At 58.4% G+C, this 18,334-nt stretch carries 18 protein-coding genes; 9 read left to right on the top strand and 9 right to left on the bottom strand.

The features are described from left to right. Positions 1-3 precede the first annotated feature (3 nt). From RUM8411_RS12715 to RUM8411_RS12705, 3 genes are all read right to left on the bottom strand, one after another. Complete coding sequence (locus tag RUM8411_RS12715) at positions 4-405, bottom strand: cupredoxin domain-containing protein (RefSeq protein WP_085823097.1); 402 nt, start codon at positions 403-405, stop codon at positions 4-6. Between the two features lie 56 nt (positions 406-461). Next, a complete protein-coding gene (locus RUM8411_RS12710; protein WP_085823096.1) occupies positions 462-2,246 on the bottom strand; it encodes a NapC/NirT family cytochrome c in 1,785 nt (594 codons plus the stop codon). A gap of 124 nt (positions 2,247-2,370) precedes the next feature. Further along, positions 2,371-4,047 (bottom strand): cytochrome D1 domain-containing protein, encoded by a 1,677-nt coding sequence (locus tag RUM8411_RS12705; RefSeq protein WP_085823095.1) that lies wholly within the window; start codon positions 4,045-4,047, stop codon positions 2,371-2,373. Between the two features lie 236 nt (positions 4,048-4,283). Between RUM8411_RS12705 and RUM8411_RS12700 the strand changes: the two genes are divergently transcribed. The 7 genes from RUM8411_RS12700 to RUM8411_RS12670 all read left to right on the top strand — a co-directional run bounded on the left by RUM8411_RS12700 (position 4,284) and on the right by RUM8411_RS12670 (position 10,976). Then, positions 4,284-5,465 carry an NnrS family protein gene (locus RUM8411_RS12700; protein WP_085823094.1) on the top strand — a complete coding sequence of 394 codons (1,182 nt, stop codon included), beginning with the start codon at positions 4,284-4,286 and terminating at the stop codon, positions 5,463-5,465. 99 nt (positions 5,466-5,564) lie between these two features. Further along, positions 5,565-6,014, top strand: a complete 450-nt coding sequence (locus tag RUM8411_RS12695) for a c-type cytochrome (RefSeq protein WP_085823093.1) — start codon at positions 5,565-5,567, stop codon at positions 6,012-6,014. Between the two features lie 15 nt (positions 6,015-6,029). Beyond that, on the top strand, positions 6,030-7,397 hold the full coding sequence (locus tag RUM8411_RS12690) for a cbb3-type cytochrome c oxidase subunit I (protein ID WP_085823092.1): 1,368 nt from the start codon (positions 6,030-6,032) through the stop codon (positions 7,395-7,397). Next, entirely contained in the window at positions 7,397-8,212 is an 816-nt protein-coding gene (locus tag RUM8411_RS12685) for a CbbQ/NirQ/NorQ/GpvN family protein (protein WP_085823091.1), read from the top strand. Before RUM8411_RS12690 ends, RUM8411_RS12685 begins: the two co-directional genes overlap by 1 nt. Positions 8,213-8,221: 9 nt before the next feature. Beyond that, positions 8,222-10,147, top strand: coding sequence for a nitric oxide reductase activation protein NorD (locus RUM8411_RS12680; protein ID WP_085823090.1), 1,926 nt, complete (start codon positions 8,222-8,224; stop codon positions 10,145-10,147). Next, positions 10,144-10,692, top strand: coding sequence for a cytochrome c oxidase subunit 3 (locus tag RUM8411_RS12675; protein ID WP_085823089.1), 549 nt, complete (start codon positions 10,144-10,146; stop codon positions 10,690-10,692). Before RUM8411_RS12680 ends, RUM8411_RS12675 begins: the two co-directional genes overlap by 4 nt. A 5-nt stretch (positions 10,693-10,697) precedes the next feature. After that, a complete protein-coding gene (locus RUM8411_RS12670; RefSeq protein ID WP_143534894.1) occupies positions 10,698-10,976 on the top strand; it encodes a cytochrome C oxidase subunit IV family protein in 279 nt (92 codons plus the stop codon). A gap of 60 nt (positions 10,977-11,036) precedes the next feature. On the opposite strand, the gene hemA is transcribed toward RUM8411_RS12670, so the two are convergent. Beyond that, positions 11,037-12,260, bottom strand: a complete 1,224-nt coding sequence (hemA, locus tag RUM8411_RS12665) for a 5-aminolevulinate synthase (RefSeq protein WP_085823088.1) — start codon at positions 12,258-12,260, stop codon at positions 11,037-11,039. Positions 12,261-12,442: 182 nt separating this feature from the next. Between hemA and RUM8411_RS12660 the strand changes: the two genes are divergently transcribed. Beyond that, complete coding sequence (locus RUM8411_RS12660) at positions 12,443-13,135, top strand: Crp/Fnr family transcriptional regulator (RefSeq protein ID WP_085823087.1); 693 nt, start codon at positions 12,443-12,445, stop codon at positions 13,133-13,135. A gap of 55 nt (positions 13,136-13,190) precedes the next feature. On the opposite strand, the gene RUM8411_RS12655 is transcribed toward RUM8411_RS12660, so the two are convergent. From RUM8411_RS12655 to RUM8411_RS12635, 5 genes are all read right to left on the bottom strand, one after another. Further along, entirely contained in the window at positions 13,191-13,448 is a 258-nt protein-coding gene (locus RUM8411_RS12655; RefSeq protein ID WP_085823086.1) for a DUF6525 family protein, read from the bottom strand. Further along, a complete protein-coding gene (locus RUM8411_RS12650; protein WP_085823085.1) occupies positions 13,448-14,083 on the bottom strand; it encodes a DUF1826 domain-containing protein in 636 nt (211 codons plus the stop codon). Before RUM8411_RS12650 ends, RUM8411_RS12655 begins: the two co-directional genes overlap by 1 nt. Then, complete coding sequence (locus tag RUM8411_RS12645; RefSeq protein WP_085823084.1) at positions 14,080-15,294, bottom strand: GTP-binding protein; 1,215 nt, start codon at positions 15,292-15,294, stop codon at positions 14,080-14,082. The genes RUM8411_RS12650 and RUM8411_RS12645 overlap by 4 nt, the downstream gene beginning before the upstream one ends. Beyond that, complete coding sequence (locus RUM8411_RS12640; RefSeq protein ID WP_234995216.1) at positions 15,287-16,411, bottom strand: CobW family GTP-binding protein; 1,125 nt, start codon at positions 16,409-16,411, stop codon at positions 15,287-15,289. Before RUM8411_RS12640 ends, RUM8411_RS12645 begins: the two co-directional genes overlap by 8 nt. Positions 16,412-16,643: 232 nt before the next feature. After that, complete coding sequence (locus tag RUM8411_RS12635) at positions 16,644-17,765, bottom strand: zinc ABC transporter substrate-binding protein (protein ID WP_085823082.1); 1,122 nt, start codon at positions 17,763-17,765, stop codon at positions 16,644-16,646. Positions 17,766-17,821: 56 nt separating this feature from the next. On the opposite strand from RUM8411_RS12635, the gene RUM8411_RS12630 reads away from it, so the two are divergent. Further along, a complete protein-coding gene (locus RUM8411_RS12630) occupies positions 17,822-18,334 on the top strand; it encodes a Fur family transcriptional regulator (RefSeq protein ID WP_085823081.1) in 513 nt (170 codons plus the stop codon).

Here is an 18,334-nt window from a genome sequence, read left to right as displayed (position 1 = left end):
GGCTCAGGGTTCGACGATGATCATGCCGATCATGTTTTGGGTTTCCCAATGGGGGCCGCACAGATAGCCCTGCGGTCCGGGCGTAAGGAAGGTCATATCAACCGTTTCTTCCGGAAACAGCCGGTCGCTTTCGGGGACGCTGCCATCTTTCAGCAGCACCGAATGGCTGGTGCGTTTGTCCACGTTGACCCAGCGCACGGTGGTGCCTGCCTTGACCGTCAGCTCAGCCGGGCAAAAGGTGTATTTGTACATTAGCACCACTTCGGCGTCCTCAATGGCCGCAGATGGCTGGCCGAACATCTCAACATACCGATCTTCAGCCTCGGCGCAGGTGTCGGCGGTTTCATCGGCCCATGCAGGCGCGGCCAGAAGCAGGAGCGCAGGTAAAACGTACAGCGGTTTCAAGGTCGATGTTTCCTTTCCAACAAAGGGAATGGGGCCGGATTGACCGGCCCCTCAGGTCACTGTTTCACCACGTTAATAAACGCGCTGTCGTCATCCAAAGCGAGGCTTGTATCCAGCGTCACATGGTGGAACCGGGCAGCTGCAAAGTCGTCGTGGATGGCAAAACCAACCGTATAGGTCTGGCCGGGTTCAAGCGGCACATCCCCTGGCGCGCCAGAGTTCAGAGGACGGGCAAAAACCACGGTCCACATCCCACCGGACAGGTTGGCCGAGGCGGCGATCTCACCGTCATTGACCACGCGCTGTTCCAGCAGATAGCCATTGCTGGCGCTGCCATCGGAATAAACGCGCATCAAGTCGAGGAACGTGCCATCGGCCAGGTATTGCTCGATCTGTTCGGCGGCCTGCAGCTTGTCCCAACCGCCCAAGGCTTTGCCACGACGCCCTTTGGTTTCGACCTCGGTGCGGCTTTCGCTGATGTATTTGGTCACCGTGTCCTGTGCGGTCATACGGCCAGCGACATCCCCAGTGGCAGCAATCACATCCGCTTCGGGCGCGAAGGGCATATAGGTGTTGTCCGCGTGGCACGAAGCCCAGCAGCCCACCTGATCGCCCATCTCGATACCAGAGCCGGTGATCATCATCGCAACCTTGATCTGGTTTTCCGGATCCATCTTGCCACCATCGACAAAGGGTGCAGGGTTGTGGCCTGCATCCGGCCATTGCAGACGGACATACAGGTTTTCGTCGTCATGGGCCGCCTGCACGGTCGCGTCGATCACCCCGCGCTTGCCGGGGATCGGGGTCGGTTCCAGATCACCGCCCGCCACGATCTTGTTGCCAATGGTGTCCAGTTCCTTGGCGTGACAGGTCGAACATTGATCGCCCCCTTTGGTCAGCGGACGGGCACCACCGTGGAACTTGCCGTTCTGCACCCACTCAAACGAAGCCTGGCCGGGGTAGAACAGTTTCAGATCCGCACTCGCCACAGCGTTCCAATCAATGTCACCACCGACATCACTACCACCGCCTGCGGGGGGCGCCGCCGCGTCGCCACTTGCCTTGGCGCGTTCTTCGGCCACGGCTGCATCAACCGCGGCTGCGATTTGGGCCTGAACCGCCTCTTGCTGGGCGGCTTTTGCGGCCTTGTCAGCCTCGGCTTCGGCCGCTTCTTTGGCTTCGATCCGGGCAAGGCTGGTCAGGTATTCCTGCGGGATTGCGCGGATGAAATCGGGGTTCGGCGCTTCGAGCTTTTCCAGATATTCCTCATCGGCGCGGTCACGAGCGTCCGAATGCGCAATCCCCTTATGGCAGTCGATACAGGTCTGGCCGACTTCCATAGCATTCAAGTGCTGCTGTCGGGCACGGGGTTTCTGGAACTCTGGCATCATCGATTCAAAATCGTGGCAATTCCGACATTCGCGTGAATCGGTGGACTTCATTCGCTCCCATTCGTTCATCGCCAAATGCACACGCTTGGCTTCGAACTTTTCGCGGGTGTTGATGGTGCCGACCATCTTTCCATACAGCTCTTTGGACGCCTTGATCTTGCGGATCATTTTGTGGGTCCAGTCCTTGGGAACGTGACAGTCGGAACAGACCGCGCCCACGCCAGACCGGTTCACGTCGTGGATCGTGCCGGTGTATTCCTCGTAAACGAAATCGCGCATCTCATGGCACGAGATGCAGAAATCCTTGGTGTTGGTGGCTTCCATGGCGGTGTTGAACCCGCCCCAGAAGATGATGCCGGCGGCAAAGGCCACGGCGATACCGGCCACGGGCATTCCCCACAGGAAATACCGGCGCCAGATTGGTTTTTTCTTTTCCGGTTCCGAGGTCATATCCGGGCTCCGTTTTGGCTGTATTGACTGGCCCGGTCTGCCGGGCGGGCATGTTTGGCTGATCGGTCAAACGAGGAAAGGGCGGGCGAGGGGCCCGCCCTTTCCGGTGCTGATTGCAAACCCGTCAGGTGACGTGGTTTGACCGGTTGTAGACGTTGAACTTGCCGGTCGGTGCGAACAGGCCTTTGATCCGGGCCTTTTCTTCCAGAGTCTCAGCGTCGTAGATCACGATCTCACCGTTCGGCTCCTTCGAGTCGGCCAGGTTCCAGTTGGACACCCAGACCTCGGTTCCGTCCGCGTTGAACTCAAAGTGAACGGCGGCGTGGCCTTCCTGTTCGGTAAGCTGGATCGTTTTCACAATCTCACCGGTTTCCTTATCGATGACCTGCACCGATTGTTGGATTTCAGGCTCGGGGTGTTTGGTCTGGTCCGCCCACACGTATTTCGAATTGGGATGTGTGCGGATGAACAGACCGGGGCCGTCGGTTTCAACTTCGTAGCAGGTTTTCCAGGCATCGTCGGGACGGTTCTCGGGGTCATTCCCCCAGACGGTCACAGTGCCCACACCCAGGTGAGTCGTACCGGCAACCGGGCCACAGTTCGGATCGTTCCAGTTTGCGCCCGGGCCGGGATGCGGCAGGGCGGCAGTGTCGATGATCGCTTCAAGCTTGCGCTCTTTGCTGTCGACGACGACCATCTGGTTCGATGCGTTTGCAGCGATCTGGAAGTACCGGCCTGTTGGATCAAAGAACCCGTCATGCAGGAAGCGCGCGGTGTCGATCTTGTCGATCCGCAAGTTGTCCAGATCGGAATAATCGACCTGCCACATCTGGCCCAGCTCTTTGACAGCAACCAGCCATGTCGGCTCGTTCGGAGTTGTGTAGATCGCGGCCACGCGAGCCTCTTCCACATAGTCGCCTTCGGTGTTCACACCGCGGGTCGACACGACCTTAAGCGGCTCCATCGTCACAGCGTCCGAGATCACAAAGTGCGGTGGCCAATAGCCCCCACCGATGATGTATTTGCCATCACCTGAGACGGCAACGTCCCGGGCGTCATAGGCAACTTTAACCTCGGATACCAACATCTTGTCCGGTGTCTGCCAGAGATCGATCTTGGTCATCTTGCCGTCGCGGCCCATCGTGTACCAGAACCGGCCGGGTGTTTCAGGCTCGGTGATTTTGTGGTGTTCCGACGCCTTGATCACGTGCACGGCATATCCGGTTGGGATATGGGTCAGCACCTCTTTGGTGTCCCCGTCGATGATCGCGACCTTACCGACGTCACGTTCGATAACAACGAAGAAATTTTCCCAGTTGCGACCGTGCAGCGGCTCGGTCGGATAGTCGGCTTCTTCGACATAGACCTTACGTGTGGCCCGCATCTGATCCAGCGACATTTCAGGCGGCTTGGGGGCCTCCATCATGATGTATGTGGACATATCCTTGATTTGCTGCTCGGTCATGATGTCCGAGAAATTGTTCATCCCGCCTTCGGTTCCCCAGGCGATGATCTTTTCAAGGCGTTCCTGACCCAGTTTCAGAGTGCCGCCTTCGGTCACAGTGCCGTCGGCCGCGGTTTTCTTCCAATGGGGTTCAAGGTTTTTGCCGGTGGCGCCTTTACGCAGCACGCCGTGGCAGCCTGCGCATTGTTCAAAATAGAGCTGTTTGGACGATTCAAATGCTTCATCGCTCAAGGTTGGCTCTTCGGCAAAGGCTGGTGCAGCGACGCTGCCCAGCAGCATCGCCAAACCGACCCCGAAGGCGCGGCCAGTTTTGTTGTAGCTGATTCCAAGTGACATGATCACTCTCCATTTGCTGGTGAGGCACCGCCAATGGTGGGACATCGGGCAGGTCAGCTCCTTGACGAAAGTCAACGCTGGCGGCGCAAGTTGGCTGGAAATTGGGAAAGAACGTCAAAAACACCGCACATAAAATTCGCCTCTTTGGCTCATGTTTTCCCGATGCTTTTGATTTTGGTTAAGTCGCGCGCGAGGACAGACTGCTAGGGCTGGGAAAACGAACCAGGAGAGCAGCCATGCCGACGTTCATCACCCGTATTCTAGGTGAGGGGTTTCGTGTTTTCTTTCTGTCCGCCGGGCTGTACGGCCTGTTTGTCGGGCTGGTCTGGGGGCTGTGGCTGGTGGTTCCTTACATGGCACCTGATTACGGCATGACGCCGCCAATGTGGCACGCGCATGAGATGATTTTTGGCTATGCCACCGCTGCGCTGGGCGGGTTTTTTCTGACTGCGGTGCCGAACTGGACCGGCGCGCCCGAAGCCCGCGCGCGTTTTGTCACTCTGGCTGCCGGGCTGTGGCTGGCGGGTCGGATGGCGATGTGGTTCTCAGGTTTTCTGCCGCCTGTTCTGGTCGCTGTCGTCGACCTGAGTTTTGTGCCTGTCTTGGCGGCCAAGATCGCAAGCCAGCTGGTCCGCCGCCCGAAACCTCAGAACATGATCTTCCTGCTGTTGCTCAGCTTTATTTGGGTTGCGGACCTGCTGACCCATCTGGAATGGATGGGGGTCACGGCGGATACGCTGCAAACCGGGCTGCGCGCCGGGTTGCTGGCCCTCTGCGCCATGATCGCCATATTGGGCGGGCGCATTACGCCAGCCTTCACTCGCAACGCGATGAAACGAGCCGGTGAGCCCGAAGATAAATGGCCGGTCTCAGCGGTGGGGTTGGACAAGGCCGGGATGGTATTGGTGCTGATCCTGCCGCTTAGCGTCCTGGCGTTGGGGATAAGTTTGGTGCCCGGGACCCTGGCATTGGGACTTGGCGTAGTACAGACCCTGCGCATGGCGCGCTGGCGCACGCGGTGGGCAGTACGGCAGCCGATCCTGCTGGCGCTGCATGTGGCGCTGGGCATGCTGGCGCTTGGGTTGATCCTGTGGGGGCTTGGGGTGCTGGGAATAGGCAGCGAGATCGCCGCCTTGCACGTTCTGGGCATCGGCTGCGTCGGGGGGATGACTTTGGCTGTCATGAGCCGCGCCGCGCTGGGCCATAGCGGGCGTGACCTGATCGCGCCGGGGCCGATGGTGGTGGCTTATGGTTTGATGGCCTTTGCCGCCGTGTCGCGCTGGATCGGAACAGAACTGGATACCGGTTATCTGGGCGCAATGTTGCTGTCTGATGGTTTGTGGGTCTGCGCCTTTGCGCTGTATCTGATCGCCATGTGGCCGGCTCTGACCGGTCCACGCGCCCCTCGGGCAGGATGATTTTCCCCGAACCCCGGATGTCTTGACTTTCGTTAAGGCGCCTTGGCGACCCGATCTCCATGGTGTGTCTACTAGCAAAGCGGCGCAAAGGAGAGCGCAATGCGAGACGTCATGACCAAGAGCATGGCCCGCAACATATTCTATGGCGGGTCCCTGTTCTTTATCCTTATATTTTTGGCCCTGTCGGCCCATTCCCACTGGTACATCGTCACGTCCGAGAACGCGGCAAAACTGGATGACAGCGTGGTTCGGGGCAAACATGTCTGGGAAAAACACGCCTGTATCAACTGCCACACAATTCTTGGGGAAGGGGCCTATTTTGCCCCCGAGGTCGGAAACGTGATGACACGTTGGGGCGTACTGGACGACCCGGAATCAGCCTTTGAATCCCTCAAGGGCTGGATGGAGGCACAACCAACCGGCATTCCCGGTCGTCGGCAGATGCCCAATTTCAACCTCAGCGACGAAGAAATCCGCGACCTGACCAACTTTTTGATCTGGACGGACAATATCGACGCTCAGGACTGGCCGCCCAACGAGGCAGGCTGAGAAGGGAACGGAGCAATGAAATACGAATCCCAAAAAATCGCCTACGCCTACTTTGCCGTGGCAATGGGCCTGTTCGCGATACAGGTGATCGGCGGCCTGCTGGCCGGTTTGATCTATGTATCACCCAACTTCCTGAGCGAGCTTTTGCCGTTCAACATCGTGCGGATGCTGCACACAAACTCTCTGATCGTGTGGCTGATTCTTGGCTTCTTCGGTGCGGCCTACTTCCTGATCCCGGAAGAAGCCGAGCGCGAGATTCACTCGACCAAGCTGGCCTATCTGCAGCTGCTGATCCTTGTGGTTGGCACGTTGGGCGTGGTGGTCACCTATACCTTCAACTTGTTCGAAGGCAACTGGCTGCTGGGCAAAGAGGGGCGCGAGTTCCTTGAACAGCCCAAGTGGGTTAAGGCGGGTATCGTCGTGGCCGCGCTGATCTTTCTGTACAACGTGTCGATGACCGTTCTGAAGGGCAAGAAAACCGCCATCACCAACATTTTGTTGTTGGGTCTGTGGGGTCTGGCGCTGCTGTTCCTGTTCGCCTTCTACAACCCGGGCAACCTGAGCCTTGATAAGCAATACTGGTGGTATGTTGTCCACCTGTGGGTCGAAGGTGTGTGGGAACTGATCATGGCCTCGATCCTGGCCTATCTGATGCTCAAGCTGACCGGTGTGGACCGCGAGATCGTCGAGAAATGGCTCTATGTCATTGTCGCGGCCGCGCTGTTCTCGGGCATTCTGGGAACCGGCCACCACTACTATTGGATCGGTACGCCTGCGTATTGGCAGTGGATTGGTTCGATCTTCTCAAGCCTCGAAGTGATCCCGTTCTTTGCGATGATGGCCTTTGCCTTCGTCATGGTCTGGAAGGGCCGCCGGGACCATCCTAACAAAGCCGCGCTGCTGTGGTCGCTTGGCTGTGCCACGCTGGCCTTCTTTGGCGCTGGCGTCTGGGGCTTCCTGCACACGCTGCATGGGGTGAACTACTATACCCACGGCACGCAGATCACCGCAGCCCACGGTCACCTGGCCTTCTACGGAGCCTATGTCTGCCTCAATCTGGCGATCTTCAGCTATGCCATGCCGATCCTCAAGAACCGCGATCCGTATAATCAGGTTCTGAACATGGCAAGCTTCTGGCTGATGACCAGCGGTATGGTTTTTATGACCTTCGTGCTGACCTTTGCCGGAACCGTGCAAACGCACATGCAGCGGGTGGTCGGAGACTACTTTATGGATGTGCAGGATCAGGTTGCGATCTTCTACTGGATGCGTCTTGGTTCAGGTGTCGTGGTGGTCCTTGGCGCGCTGTTGTTCATCTACTCTATCTGGGTGCCCCGGAAAGAGATCATTGAACCCGGCGCTGCAGAAACCCCTGCGGAGTGATGGGTATGGATGGTTCCGTGAAACTGGGAAGGGGGGCGGCTGACGCCCCCTTCTACCTGCCCCAGGGCGACGAATGCGATGTGTTCGCCGCCGCTTATACCAACAACCTGCCGGTCCTGCTGAAAGGGCCGACAGGCTGCGGCAAGACCCGGTTTGTGGCCCATATGGCCGCCAGTCTTGGCCGCCCGCTTTACACCGTGGCCTGCCACGATGACCTTGCTGCTGCCGACCTGATCGGACGTTATCTGCTGAAAGGCGGCGAAACCGTTTGGGTCGATGGTCCGTTGACTCGCGCGGTGCGCGAGGGTGCGATCTGTTACCTTGACGAAGTGGTCGAAGCACGCAAGGACGTCACCGTTGTGTTGCATCCGTTGACCGACGACCGGCGTATCCTGCCGATCGACCGCACTGGCGAGGAACTTGAGGCTACGCCCGGCTTTATGCTGGTGGCGTCTTATAACCCCGGCTACCAGAACATTCTGAAAACCCTGAAACCCTCGACCCGGCAGCGGTTCATCTCGCTGGAGTTCGACTTTCCATCGCCGCAGATGGAGGCCGAAGTGGTCGCCCGGGAAAGTGGACTGCCGCTGGAACGCTGCAAGCCGCTGATCCGGTTGGCCGGCAAGCTGCGTGGGCTCAAGGGTCAGGATCTTGAGGAAGGCGTCTCGACTCGTCTGGTGGTTTATGCCGCGACACTGATCGCACAGGGCATGTCCACAGACCGCGCCATCCTTGCCGCCATGATCGAACCTCTGACCGATGATGAGGATATCAAACGCGGGCTCCTCGATCTTGTCACGGCTGTCTTTGGGTGAGGCCAGCCAATGGTAAAGATCGACTTTGAGCCATGGGAACCCGAAGAAACGATCGGGAAACTGTGGCACACCCTTGCCAGCCGCCTGGATGCACCTGAGGTGCACATAGGAGCCGCGGTCGACCTTTCAGAGGTCGCGGGGCGGCTGGCAGTTCTTTTCCGGGGGCTTGGGGGAAGCCCGGGCGTCGAATTGCGCCCGGTCTCACCCGAGGTCTCGCGCCACCGCCTAAGCTGGCGTCGTAGGTTGGGAACTGAAGTGGAACTGATGCCGCGCGCCTCATTCGATGGGGAAGTGCTGCGCTTGCCGGACAGTCTGGCCGTTTTCCCCGCGCGCGAGGCCAATGGCGCGCTTTATGTTTGGCTGGCAGCAGCAGCGGCCCATGCCGGAACCCGGTTTGAAGACGACGATCCCCTTCGCGCCGATCTGCGAGCGTTGGCGGCCGCAGAAGACATGGTCGCAGCAACGCTTGAGGATGCGCCCGGCCTGCGCCCGCTCTATGCCGAGCTGTGCAAGGGCGTGCTGTATCAGCGTGAAATTCGTTCCCTTCCGCCTGCTGAAGCCGCGGTAGAGGCGTTGATCCGGCAGGCGCTGGGCGGCGACCCTGCGCCGTTGCCGAACGGGGCCAAAGCCCTGTTGGAAGCGGTGGACGGCATGACCGCACCGCGCGGGTATCAGCATTTCCGCCCTGTTCCCCTGTGGCCAGAACTGCGCGCTGTTGGGTTCTCCGAACATAGCGAGGTTGAAAACCCCGACACCGAAGGTCCGCCGGAAGAATCCGGCGACAAAACCCACCGTGCCCGGCGCCGGAAATCTGATCAGGCCTCGCGCAGCGACAGTTTCATCCTGCATAAGTTCGAGGCGATCCTCAGCTGGGCCGAGTTTCTGAACATCAACCGCCGCATCGACGATGACGACCCTGACAACGCCAAGAAAGCCGCCGATGATCAGGATGAGATCGGGCTGGGCCAGATCTCCAAAGCGCCACCTACGCGTCTGAAACTGCACCTGGACCTTGCGCCCGAAGATGTGAATCGCGAGCGACTGTCGGGTCGTATTCTGTACCCCGAATGGGACGTGCGCACCGGAAAATACCTGCCCGATCATGTGAACGTGCTGACCTCGGACGCCGATATCCGTGAAGGTGCCGCCGAATTCGGCAAGGACCCCGCCACCGCCCGCCGCATCCGTGCGGTGAAACGCCAGTTCGAGGCGCTGCGCCCCGGACGTGTGATGACGCGCGGCCATCTGGACGGTGATCAGCTGGATATCGAGGCCGCCGTGCGCGCTGAAACTGATCGCCTTGCCAGCGGTGAAGGTACTGATCGGGTGTGGTTGCAATCCCGGCCCGAGGCGCGCGATCTGGCGGTTTCGATCCTGCTGGATGTCAGCCGATCCACCGAGAGCGCGGTCACCGGACGCGCGGTGATTGACATTGAGCGCGAGGCATTGGCGGCGCTGGCCTGGGGACTGAACGCCTGCGGGGACGATTTTGCCATTCACGCCTTCAGCTCGCTGAAACGCCAACGTGTTTACGTGCAACGCTGCAAGGGGTTCGATGAGATGATGGGCAAGACAGTTGAACAGCGCATCGCCTCACTGCGGCCCGGCCACTACACAAGGTTGGGGGCGGCAATTCGCCATTGCTCGGCTGATCTGGCAGGTCAAACGCGCAAGCGGCGGTTGCTGCTTGTGATCACCGATGGCAAGCCCAACGATCTGGACCATTATGAGGGCCGCCACGGCATCGAAGACACTTGTATGGCTGTCCGTGAGGCCCGCCGCGCCGGGCAGTCGGTCTTTGGCGTCACCATCGACAAAACCGGCAAAAGCTGGTTCCCGCGCATGTTCGGGCAGGGTGGCTTTGCCGTTATTCCCGACCCGCATCGCCTGACCATGGCATTGCCGCAAATCTATCGCCAACTGGTCGGCGCATGAGCGACACCTCTTTGATAGACGAGCTTCCGGGCGAGTTGTTGATGTGGGTGCTGATCATCTCGGAATTGTTGGTTTTCGGGGCGGGGCTGATCGCCTTTATGGGCGTGCGTCTGACTGATCCGGCCGGGTTTGCCGAGGCGCAATCCCATCTCCACCGCACCGGCGCGGCGCTGAACACCGCCGTGCTGGTCACGTCCGGATATTTGGCCGCGCAAGCCTTGCACTGGCGTCAGATCGCCCGACGAGGTGCGGCGCGGCTGGCCTTGGTTGGCGCGGCTCTGCTGGGCGTGGTGTTTCTGATCATCAAGGGTGCGGAATATGCGGACAAGGCCGCGCAGGGCATCAGCTATGAAACCCATCCGTTCTTTCTGTTCTACTACCTGTTGACCGGCTTTCATGCAGCACATGTGCTGGCTGGCGTCGCCATTCTGTTGCTTGTTGCCTGGCGGGACGCCCCCCGCAACATCGAAGCTGGCGCCCAGTTCTGGCATATGGTTGATCTGGTCTGGATCATGCTGTTTCCCGTGATCTACCTGTTGGGATAAGCGATATGTCCGACCCCGATATCACTTCATGCAGAACTGGTTCCGACCACCTTGTGGTCGCCTGGTTGGGGCTCTTGATACTGAGCTTGGCTTCAGCCCTGGTGACGATGGCACCGGTGCCACCTGCAGCCCTTGGGGCGGGCATCCTAATGTTGGCGCTGATCAAGACGCGAGTGATCCTGGCCCGGTATCTGGACCTTGCCGGAAGCCCCGCCTGGTTGCGTGGATTCACCATGGTGCTGACATGCTTTTCTGCCGCGATCTTTGGCTTGTACCTGATCTGACCGCAAAAAAAAGGCCGCCTTAGAAAGAGCGGCAGTTTCCCAAGCAAAGGGACGCTTAGGTTATTGGGCGGCCATCGGCATCCGCGCGATCTGGCACTGCTGCCATAGGGCTGACAGCGCGCCGACCAGATGATCGATGTCTTCTTCCGTATGAACGGGTGAGGGTGTGATCCGCAAACGCTCGGTCCCTTTTGGGACGGTGGGAAAGTTGATTGGCTGGATGTAGATGCCGAATTCTTCCAGCAGAGTGTCCGAGATGAATTTGCATTTCACCGGATCGCCCACCATCACCGGTATGATGTGGCTGGGGTTTGGCAGATGCGGAATACCCTCGGCATCCAGCCGGGCACGTACCTGCGCCACACGGGATTTTTGCAAGTCGCGTTCCACATTCGACTGTTTCAGATGCCGGATCGATGCAGCGGCCCCTGCGGCGATCGACGGCGGCAGGGCGGTGGTAAAGATAAACCCGCTGGCAAAGCTGCGGACGAAATCACAAAGTGCAGCAGAAGCGGCGATATAGCCGCCCACGACGCCAAAGGCTTTGCCCAGCGTGCCTTCGATCACGGTCAGACGGTGCATCAACCCTTCACGCTCTGCTATGCCGCCACCGTGCGGACCGTAAAGGCCAACGGCGTGAACCTCATCCAGATAGGTCATCGCGCCATATTTGTCGGCCAGGTCGCAGATTTCTCTGATCGGGGCGATGTCGCCGTCCATGGAATAAACGGATTCAAAGGCGATCATCTTGGGGGCATCGGGATCGGCGGCAGCCAGTTTCGCTTCAAGATCATTTAGATCGTTGTGGGTCCAGATTACCTTCTGTGCCCGTGAGTGGCGGATGCCTTCAATCATCGAGGCATGGTTCAACGCATCGGAAAAGACGATCAGGCCCGGAATTTTCGCGGCCAGCGTTCCCAGCGCGGCCCAGTTGGATACATAGCCCGAGGTGAACAGCAGCGCGGCCTCTTTGCCATGGAGATCGGCCAGTTCGGATTCAAGCAATACATGATCATGGGTAGTCCCAGAGATATTCCGCGTGCCCCCAGCGCCAGCACCACAGCGATCCAGCGCGTCATGCATGGCCGCGATTACTGAAGGGTGTTGCCCCATGCCGAGGTAGTCGTTCGAGCACCAGATCCGAACGTTGCGCTGCACCGGTCCATCGGTCTGGCGCGCATTCGGGAAAGACCCGCATCGGCGTTGCAGATCGATAAAGACGCGATAGTTTCCTTCGTCCCGCAGATCATCGAGGCTCTGGGTGAAAAATCGCTCGTAGTCCATCTTTCTGGCTCCCCGGATTACTGGCTTTGGACCAAGATTAGGCCGGTGCCCCCCAACGTAACATGACATTAGTCAAGCTGCGGGCAGGAAAAGACTGGTGCACGCGGGGCCGCTTTGGCATAGCCTGATCCTGCGGGACGCACCGGTCAGATGATCGACCAGGGAATAGGGGAAGAACCTTCATGGCGCATGAAGCACAAAAGGCGATTGCCCGACAGTCACTCTTGCTCAAGAGTTTGCCGGACCAGCATATCGATACACTGCTCAGTCATGCGATCTGGCGGTCGTATGACCGAGGCGAGACAATCTTTCTGCAGGAAGAAGAGGCCAAGGCCGTTCACGTCGTGCTGGCGGGTTGGGTCAAACTGTTTCGCATGTCGCCAACCGGGGCCGAAGCTGTGGTCAGTGTTTTTACCCGCGGCGAAAGCTTTGGCGAAGCGGTTGCGCTGCGCAATGTTCCCTATCCTGTGTCGGCCGAGGCGGTTTCGCCTTGCGAGGTGATGCATATTCCCAGCCCCTTACTGCTGTCGTTGATGAAAGAAGATCCCGAAATTGGCGTTTCGATCCTGGCTTCTACCTTTACCCATTTGCATTCACTGGTTGCGCAATTGGAACAGCTCAAGGCCCAGACGGGCGCGCAGCGGGTCGCTGAATTCCTGCTGAACCTGTGCGAAGAAAACTTGGATGGGTGCGAGGTGGAGCTGCCCTACGATAAAATGCTGATCGCCGGGCGTTTGGGAATGAAACCTGAAAGCCTGAGCCGGGCATTCTCGCGCCTGAAAACGGTGGGGGTGAAGATCAACCGAAACCATGCCGAGATTTCCGATATCGACCGATTGCGTGATTACGCAGAAAGCGATCCATCGGAAAAATGACCGGAGCCCGGGCCGGGGCTTGCCAACAGATCAGCCATGCCTGTTCCTGCCCGCATCATACGGCAGACGTCAACTGGCTGTCTTTCGCCAACTGTGCGGCTTCAAGGTGTTTCAATTCGTCCAGAGCCCGGGTTTGGTCTCCTGTCCGGGCAAGCGCTGTGTTGTACGCGCGCAGGACTGAACGCGGTCGCCAGGGCAACGCAGCCTGCGTGACCCAGGCCCGTAAAACCGGTGGGAGCAGGTCAAACTCGCGCATGGGGTCTTCTCTGCGGCGTCGCTTGCGGAGTTTTGTCTGGCCAAGGTTTCGACCCATCAACGAACCTCATCAGGTTCGAAGACCGGATCAAGCACAAGAACCAGGCGTGTCTCGTCGGTACCTTCGATGGGCGGCGAACGGTGGAGCAGACCAGAGCGTGGGTTCTGCGGCCAGAGCGTGCCACGCATGACCATTGGCGCTCCGGTGCCTACGGTGAAGACACGTTTTGGATCTTCGCCATCAGGCGAAATTCCATATTGGGTGCCCGTCCCCCGATAGGTGCAGATCAACCGGGCATGGAGAGCGTCGATGTGAAATTTCCGGCAGGCGTTTGTGGTGATCGTGTCCAAGCGAAGACGCAGATAGGGTGCTCGCATCATCTCGGCAAAACGAGTGGCCAGGTCCGAGATATCCTCTTCAAGCCAGGCGCGCTCGGGAATATCCTCCATGCCCACGATTTCACACAGATGCCGCATTGCATCTTTCACGGCGTCCGGACGCAGTACAAGCCGCGCCTTGGGTAGCTTCAAAGGATCCAGCGCATCGATCCATGTTTGAAATTCTAAGGCAAGCTGGCGGCGCCAGAGGGTTGCTGCGCATCCGGGCTGTGCAATCCGTGCCAACCCGTCTGGAGTGTCCGTAACGCCGACGCCTACCGCTGCGTTCTTGATCTCGGCCTGGGCGTAGTTCATGCGGCATCCTCCACACGGCGCCACAACGGAAACGGATCCGGTAAATCATTGGGGAGGCTTTCCGGGTCAAAGGCAAGCGCGTCGGGCAACAGACAATCGTCGAGCCTGGATTTCAAAACCGGCCAATCGATATCAGCGCCGATAAAGACAATTTCCTGTCGGCGGTCGCCCCAGGGATCCATCCAATGCTGATCTATATATTTCAAAACTGACGGGTGATCGGGCCAGCGTTTCTTTGGAACCGAAGCCCACCAGGTCCCAATCGGCTTGACGCTGGACAGCGCGCCGGAAAGCGAGAATTCGGCAACCCACTCAGGCCTGGATGCGATCCAGAAATGGCCCTTGGCCCGGATCACGCCGGGCATCTCGCCGTTCAGCACGGCCAGAATCTTCTCTGGCTCAAATGGGCGGCGCGCGCGGTACACGAATGACGAAATACCATATTCTTCAGTTTCCGGGACATGGTCGGCAAAGCCGTAAAGTTCCTTTGCCCACATCGGGTGTTCGTGGGCGGCGTCGAAATCGAACAGCCCAGTATCCAGGATTGCCGAACTTTCGACCACGGAATGGTTTGTCTCGATGATTTGGGCATCGGCATTCAGGCTGCGAATGATCTTGCGTGCGGCGTCAGTGCGTTCGGAGCCTGCGTCATTCACTTTATTAAGGATGACGACATCCGCGAATTCAATCTGATCCGTCAGAAGGTGAACCAGAGTGCGCTCGTCCTCGTCCCCCAGCGTCTCGCCGCGGTCACTCAGAAAATCGTGACTTGAGAAATCGTTGAGCAGGTTCACCGCGTCAACAACCGTGACCATCGTGTCCAGACGCGCGACATCCGAAAGGCTCTCATCATTTTCGTCGCGGAAGTCAAAGGTCGCGGCAACTGGCAGGGGTTCAGATATTCCGGTCGACTCGATCAGCAAATAGTCGAACCGGCCTTCATCAGCCAACCGCCGGACTTCGGCCAAAAGGTCATCCCGCAGGGTGCAGCAGATACATCCGTTTGACATCTCGACCAACGTCTCGTCGGTGCGGCTCAGTTCGGTTTCGGCGCGTACAAGGTCGGCGTCGATATTCACCTCGGACATATCGTTGACGATCACAGCAACACGCCTGCCTTCGCGGTTGTTCAGCACGCTGTTCAGAAGGGTGGTTTTTCCGGCGCCAAGGAAGCCGGACAAGACGGTGACGGGAAGACGGGTATCAGTCATGGGTCAGAAACACTTTATCTTTCGTGGCAAGGTCAGGTTGATGGGCGCGCAGCATGTCGAGGCTGCGTTGCAGTTCTGGTCGGCCAAGGTCGCGGGTTATAACCACAATGCGCGACCGGCGGTCATCGCCATCCCAGTTCTTCATCGGAACCGGCGGGTCGAAAATGTGTTGGACGCCATGGAATACGAATGGCGTTTCGAGGCCTTGGAGAAACACGATGCCCTTGACGCGCAGAATGTCTGGGCCCTTGAGCGCGATTAGCGTATCCAGCCATAGGTCAAAGGCCGCGTCTTTCAGCGGCGCGTTCAACACAATCGAGGCCGAACTGATCCGTGTGTCATGTGGGGACATTGCCATTTGCGTTGTCTTGGGCCTGGAGAAGCCCGAGAGGTTGCCAAGCGGGTCAGGTTCACGCGGTTGAGCGGCTGAAGTCCACGCAATCGCTTCTTTTGGGTCTATGTCTTTGCGCAGACCGCTCAGCCCCCATAATATGTCGAGCTTGAAGCAACCTCCAACGGGTCGTTTGATCTGTGCGCTGGGGTTCAGGCTTTTTAGGCGGTCAGAAAGTGCATCAGCCACGGCAGGTGAAACTAGATCCGTCTTGCTGAGCAGGATGAGATCGGCCATCGCAACTTGCGAAACGGCCTCGATCTGAGCGTCCAATGTTGTTGGCCCGTTAGCTGCGTCAACAACGGTTACCAGACCGTCCATTCGTGTAGCCTTTGCCAATTCGGGATCAACCAAAAGCGCCTGCAGAATAGGACCTGGGTCGGCAAGCCCGGTTGTTTCGATTACAATCCGTTCAAATCGAAGGGCCCCGTCATCCCGCCGCTCAATCAGATTTGCAATGGTCCCTGACAGGTCCCCGCGAATTGAACAGCACAGGCAGCCGGATTGCATCATCACGATCTCGTCCTCGACGGTTTCGATCAGGTCGTGGTCCAGCCCGGCTTCGCCTAATTCATTCACGATCACTGCGATTTTCCCGGCCGAGGTCTCAGACAGAACAGTGTTCAAAAGTGTTGTCTTTCCGGCCCCGAGAAAGCCCGTCACAACAGTGATCGGGATCCGCCGGTCCGCCTTGTCATCGACGCTGTTTGTAACATGAGAAATCACTGCTCGCTCCTGTTTGGAAATGAAATAACATAACATATCCTGAAAAAACAAGTCGCCCAGATCGCCGCCACCTCTAAAGATGAAAATTAGGGCAGTTCGGTGGATCAGGAGGACTCCGTCGTGAGTGTCAGGGACAACGACGGCACTTGAAATAAGTCATTTGTGAACATGCACTACCCCTGATGACGCTGGCCCGGCCGAAGGATCACTTCGACCGAGCCAATCACTTGGCTTAAAGGCACTCGGCCAGAGTTTTGGCCATGTTGCGAATGACCTGCGGGTACAGGTCCGTCCCGGGATCCAGATCGGACCCAAGCGGATCGATCACGCCGGTATTGGCGGCAGTTCCGTCCAGCACAGCTTCGACTATTCCAGAGTTGAACTGCGGTTCAGCCAGAACGCATTCAATGCCCTCATCCTTGATGCGAGCCTGAATCTCGGCAATGCGTGCGGGGCTGGGGTCAGACGCATCCCCAATGGAAATCGCGCCCGAGGCCGGGAAATCAAAGGCGTCCTCGAAGTATTGGTAGGCGTCGTGAAATACGATGAAACTGCCGCCGCGTACCGGTTCAAGCGTCGCCACCACCTCTGCGGAAAGCGCATCCATCTCTTCACGTGCCGCTGCTGCATTGGCAAAGTAAGCCCCTGCATTGTCCGGATCGGCAGCGGACAGTTGCGCTGCAATCAGGTTCAGCCAGGTATTTGCATTTTCAGGTGACAGCCAGGCGTGAGGGTCGTGCGCGCCATGTCCATGATCATCGTGATCAGCATGGTCTTCATGATCATCATGCCCGGCATGGTCTTCCCCTTCCGCATGTTTTGCGTGGTCGTCGTCATGCGCGTGCTCTTTGTCTTCGGGATGCTCGTCGCCGTGGTCATGCTCTTTATGATCGGTGTGGTCTTCGTGATCGTGATCCTTAAGCGCCTCTTCATCGTCATGCGCGTCATGATCATCGTCATGTCCATGCTCGTTGTCGCCATGGTCATGTGCTTCGAACAAAGCGCCTTCGCGGAAGTCCAAAAGGACAGTGCCGTCGGATTCCAGCAAGGTTGTGACGGTCGCGTCGTCAGCAAGTGTTTCAACCGCGCCTTCCATCCAAGGTGTCAGATCTTCGCCAAGCCAGAATACAAGGTCCGCCTCTTGCAGCGCGGCGGCCTCGGATGGCCGCAGATTGTATTCATGGGGTGAAGCACCCGTTGACACAATCAGATCAGGTGTTCCAACGCCATCCATGACACGAGTCACCAGGGAATGCACTGGCGCGATATCAACCGCGACCTTCGGAACATCCGCCATTGCTGGTCCACCCATTAACGCTGCGGTGATCGAAACTGGAAGAAGCTTTCTAGACATCAGACTCTCTATGTGATTGTATAACACTATGAGCGGCATACATGATATGGAATAACATGACAAGTGACACGCGACCCATTCCCGTTGATGCCTCGGCTCTGATCGGGTTTCAAAAACATGACCACGAGACCTGCGTTGAGACGGCTTTGGCAACTGCCGAGGACCGCTGCAGGGAAGATGGGCTGCGTTTGACACCGGTTCGGCGCAAGGTGTTGGAGATGCTGGTTCAGGAACACCGCGCACTTGGCGCTTATGCGATCCTGGATCGGTTGCGCGAAGAAGGGTTCGGGTCGCAGCCGCCGGTGGCTTACCGGGCGCTTGATTTTCTGGTCGAAAACGGATTTGTGCACAAAATCGAACGCCTGAATGCGTTTGTGGCCTGCGCGCATCCAGGAGCAACCCATTCACCGGCCTTCATGATCTGCCGCAAATGTGACGCAGTGGCCGAGGCACAGTCTGCCCCGGCCAAAGGGGCGCTTGGCGCCGCCGCCCGCGCGGTTGGGTTTGAGATTGAGCGAACGGTTGTAGAAGCCGAAGGCGTCTGCCCCGATTGTACCAAGAAGGCTTGA

The organism is Ruegeria meonggei, assembly GCF_900172215.1.
In the GTDB taxonomy this organism is placed as follows: Bacteria; Pseudomonadota; Alphaproteobacteria; order Rhodobacterales; family Rhodobacteraceae; genus Ruegeria; species Ruegeria meonggei.
The sequence above is the reverse complement of the archived record's forward strand: the minus strand, read 5'-3'. Positions and strand labels throughout refer to the sequence as shown.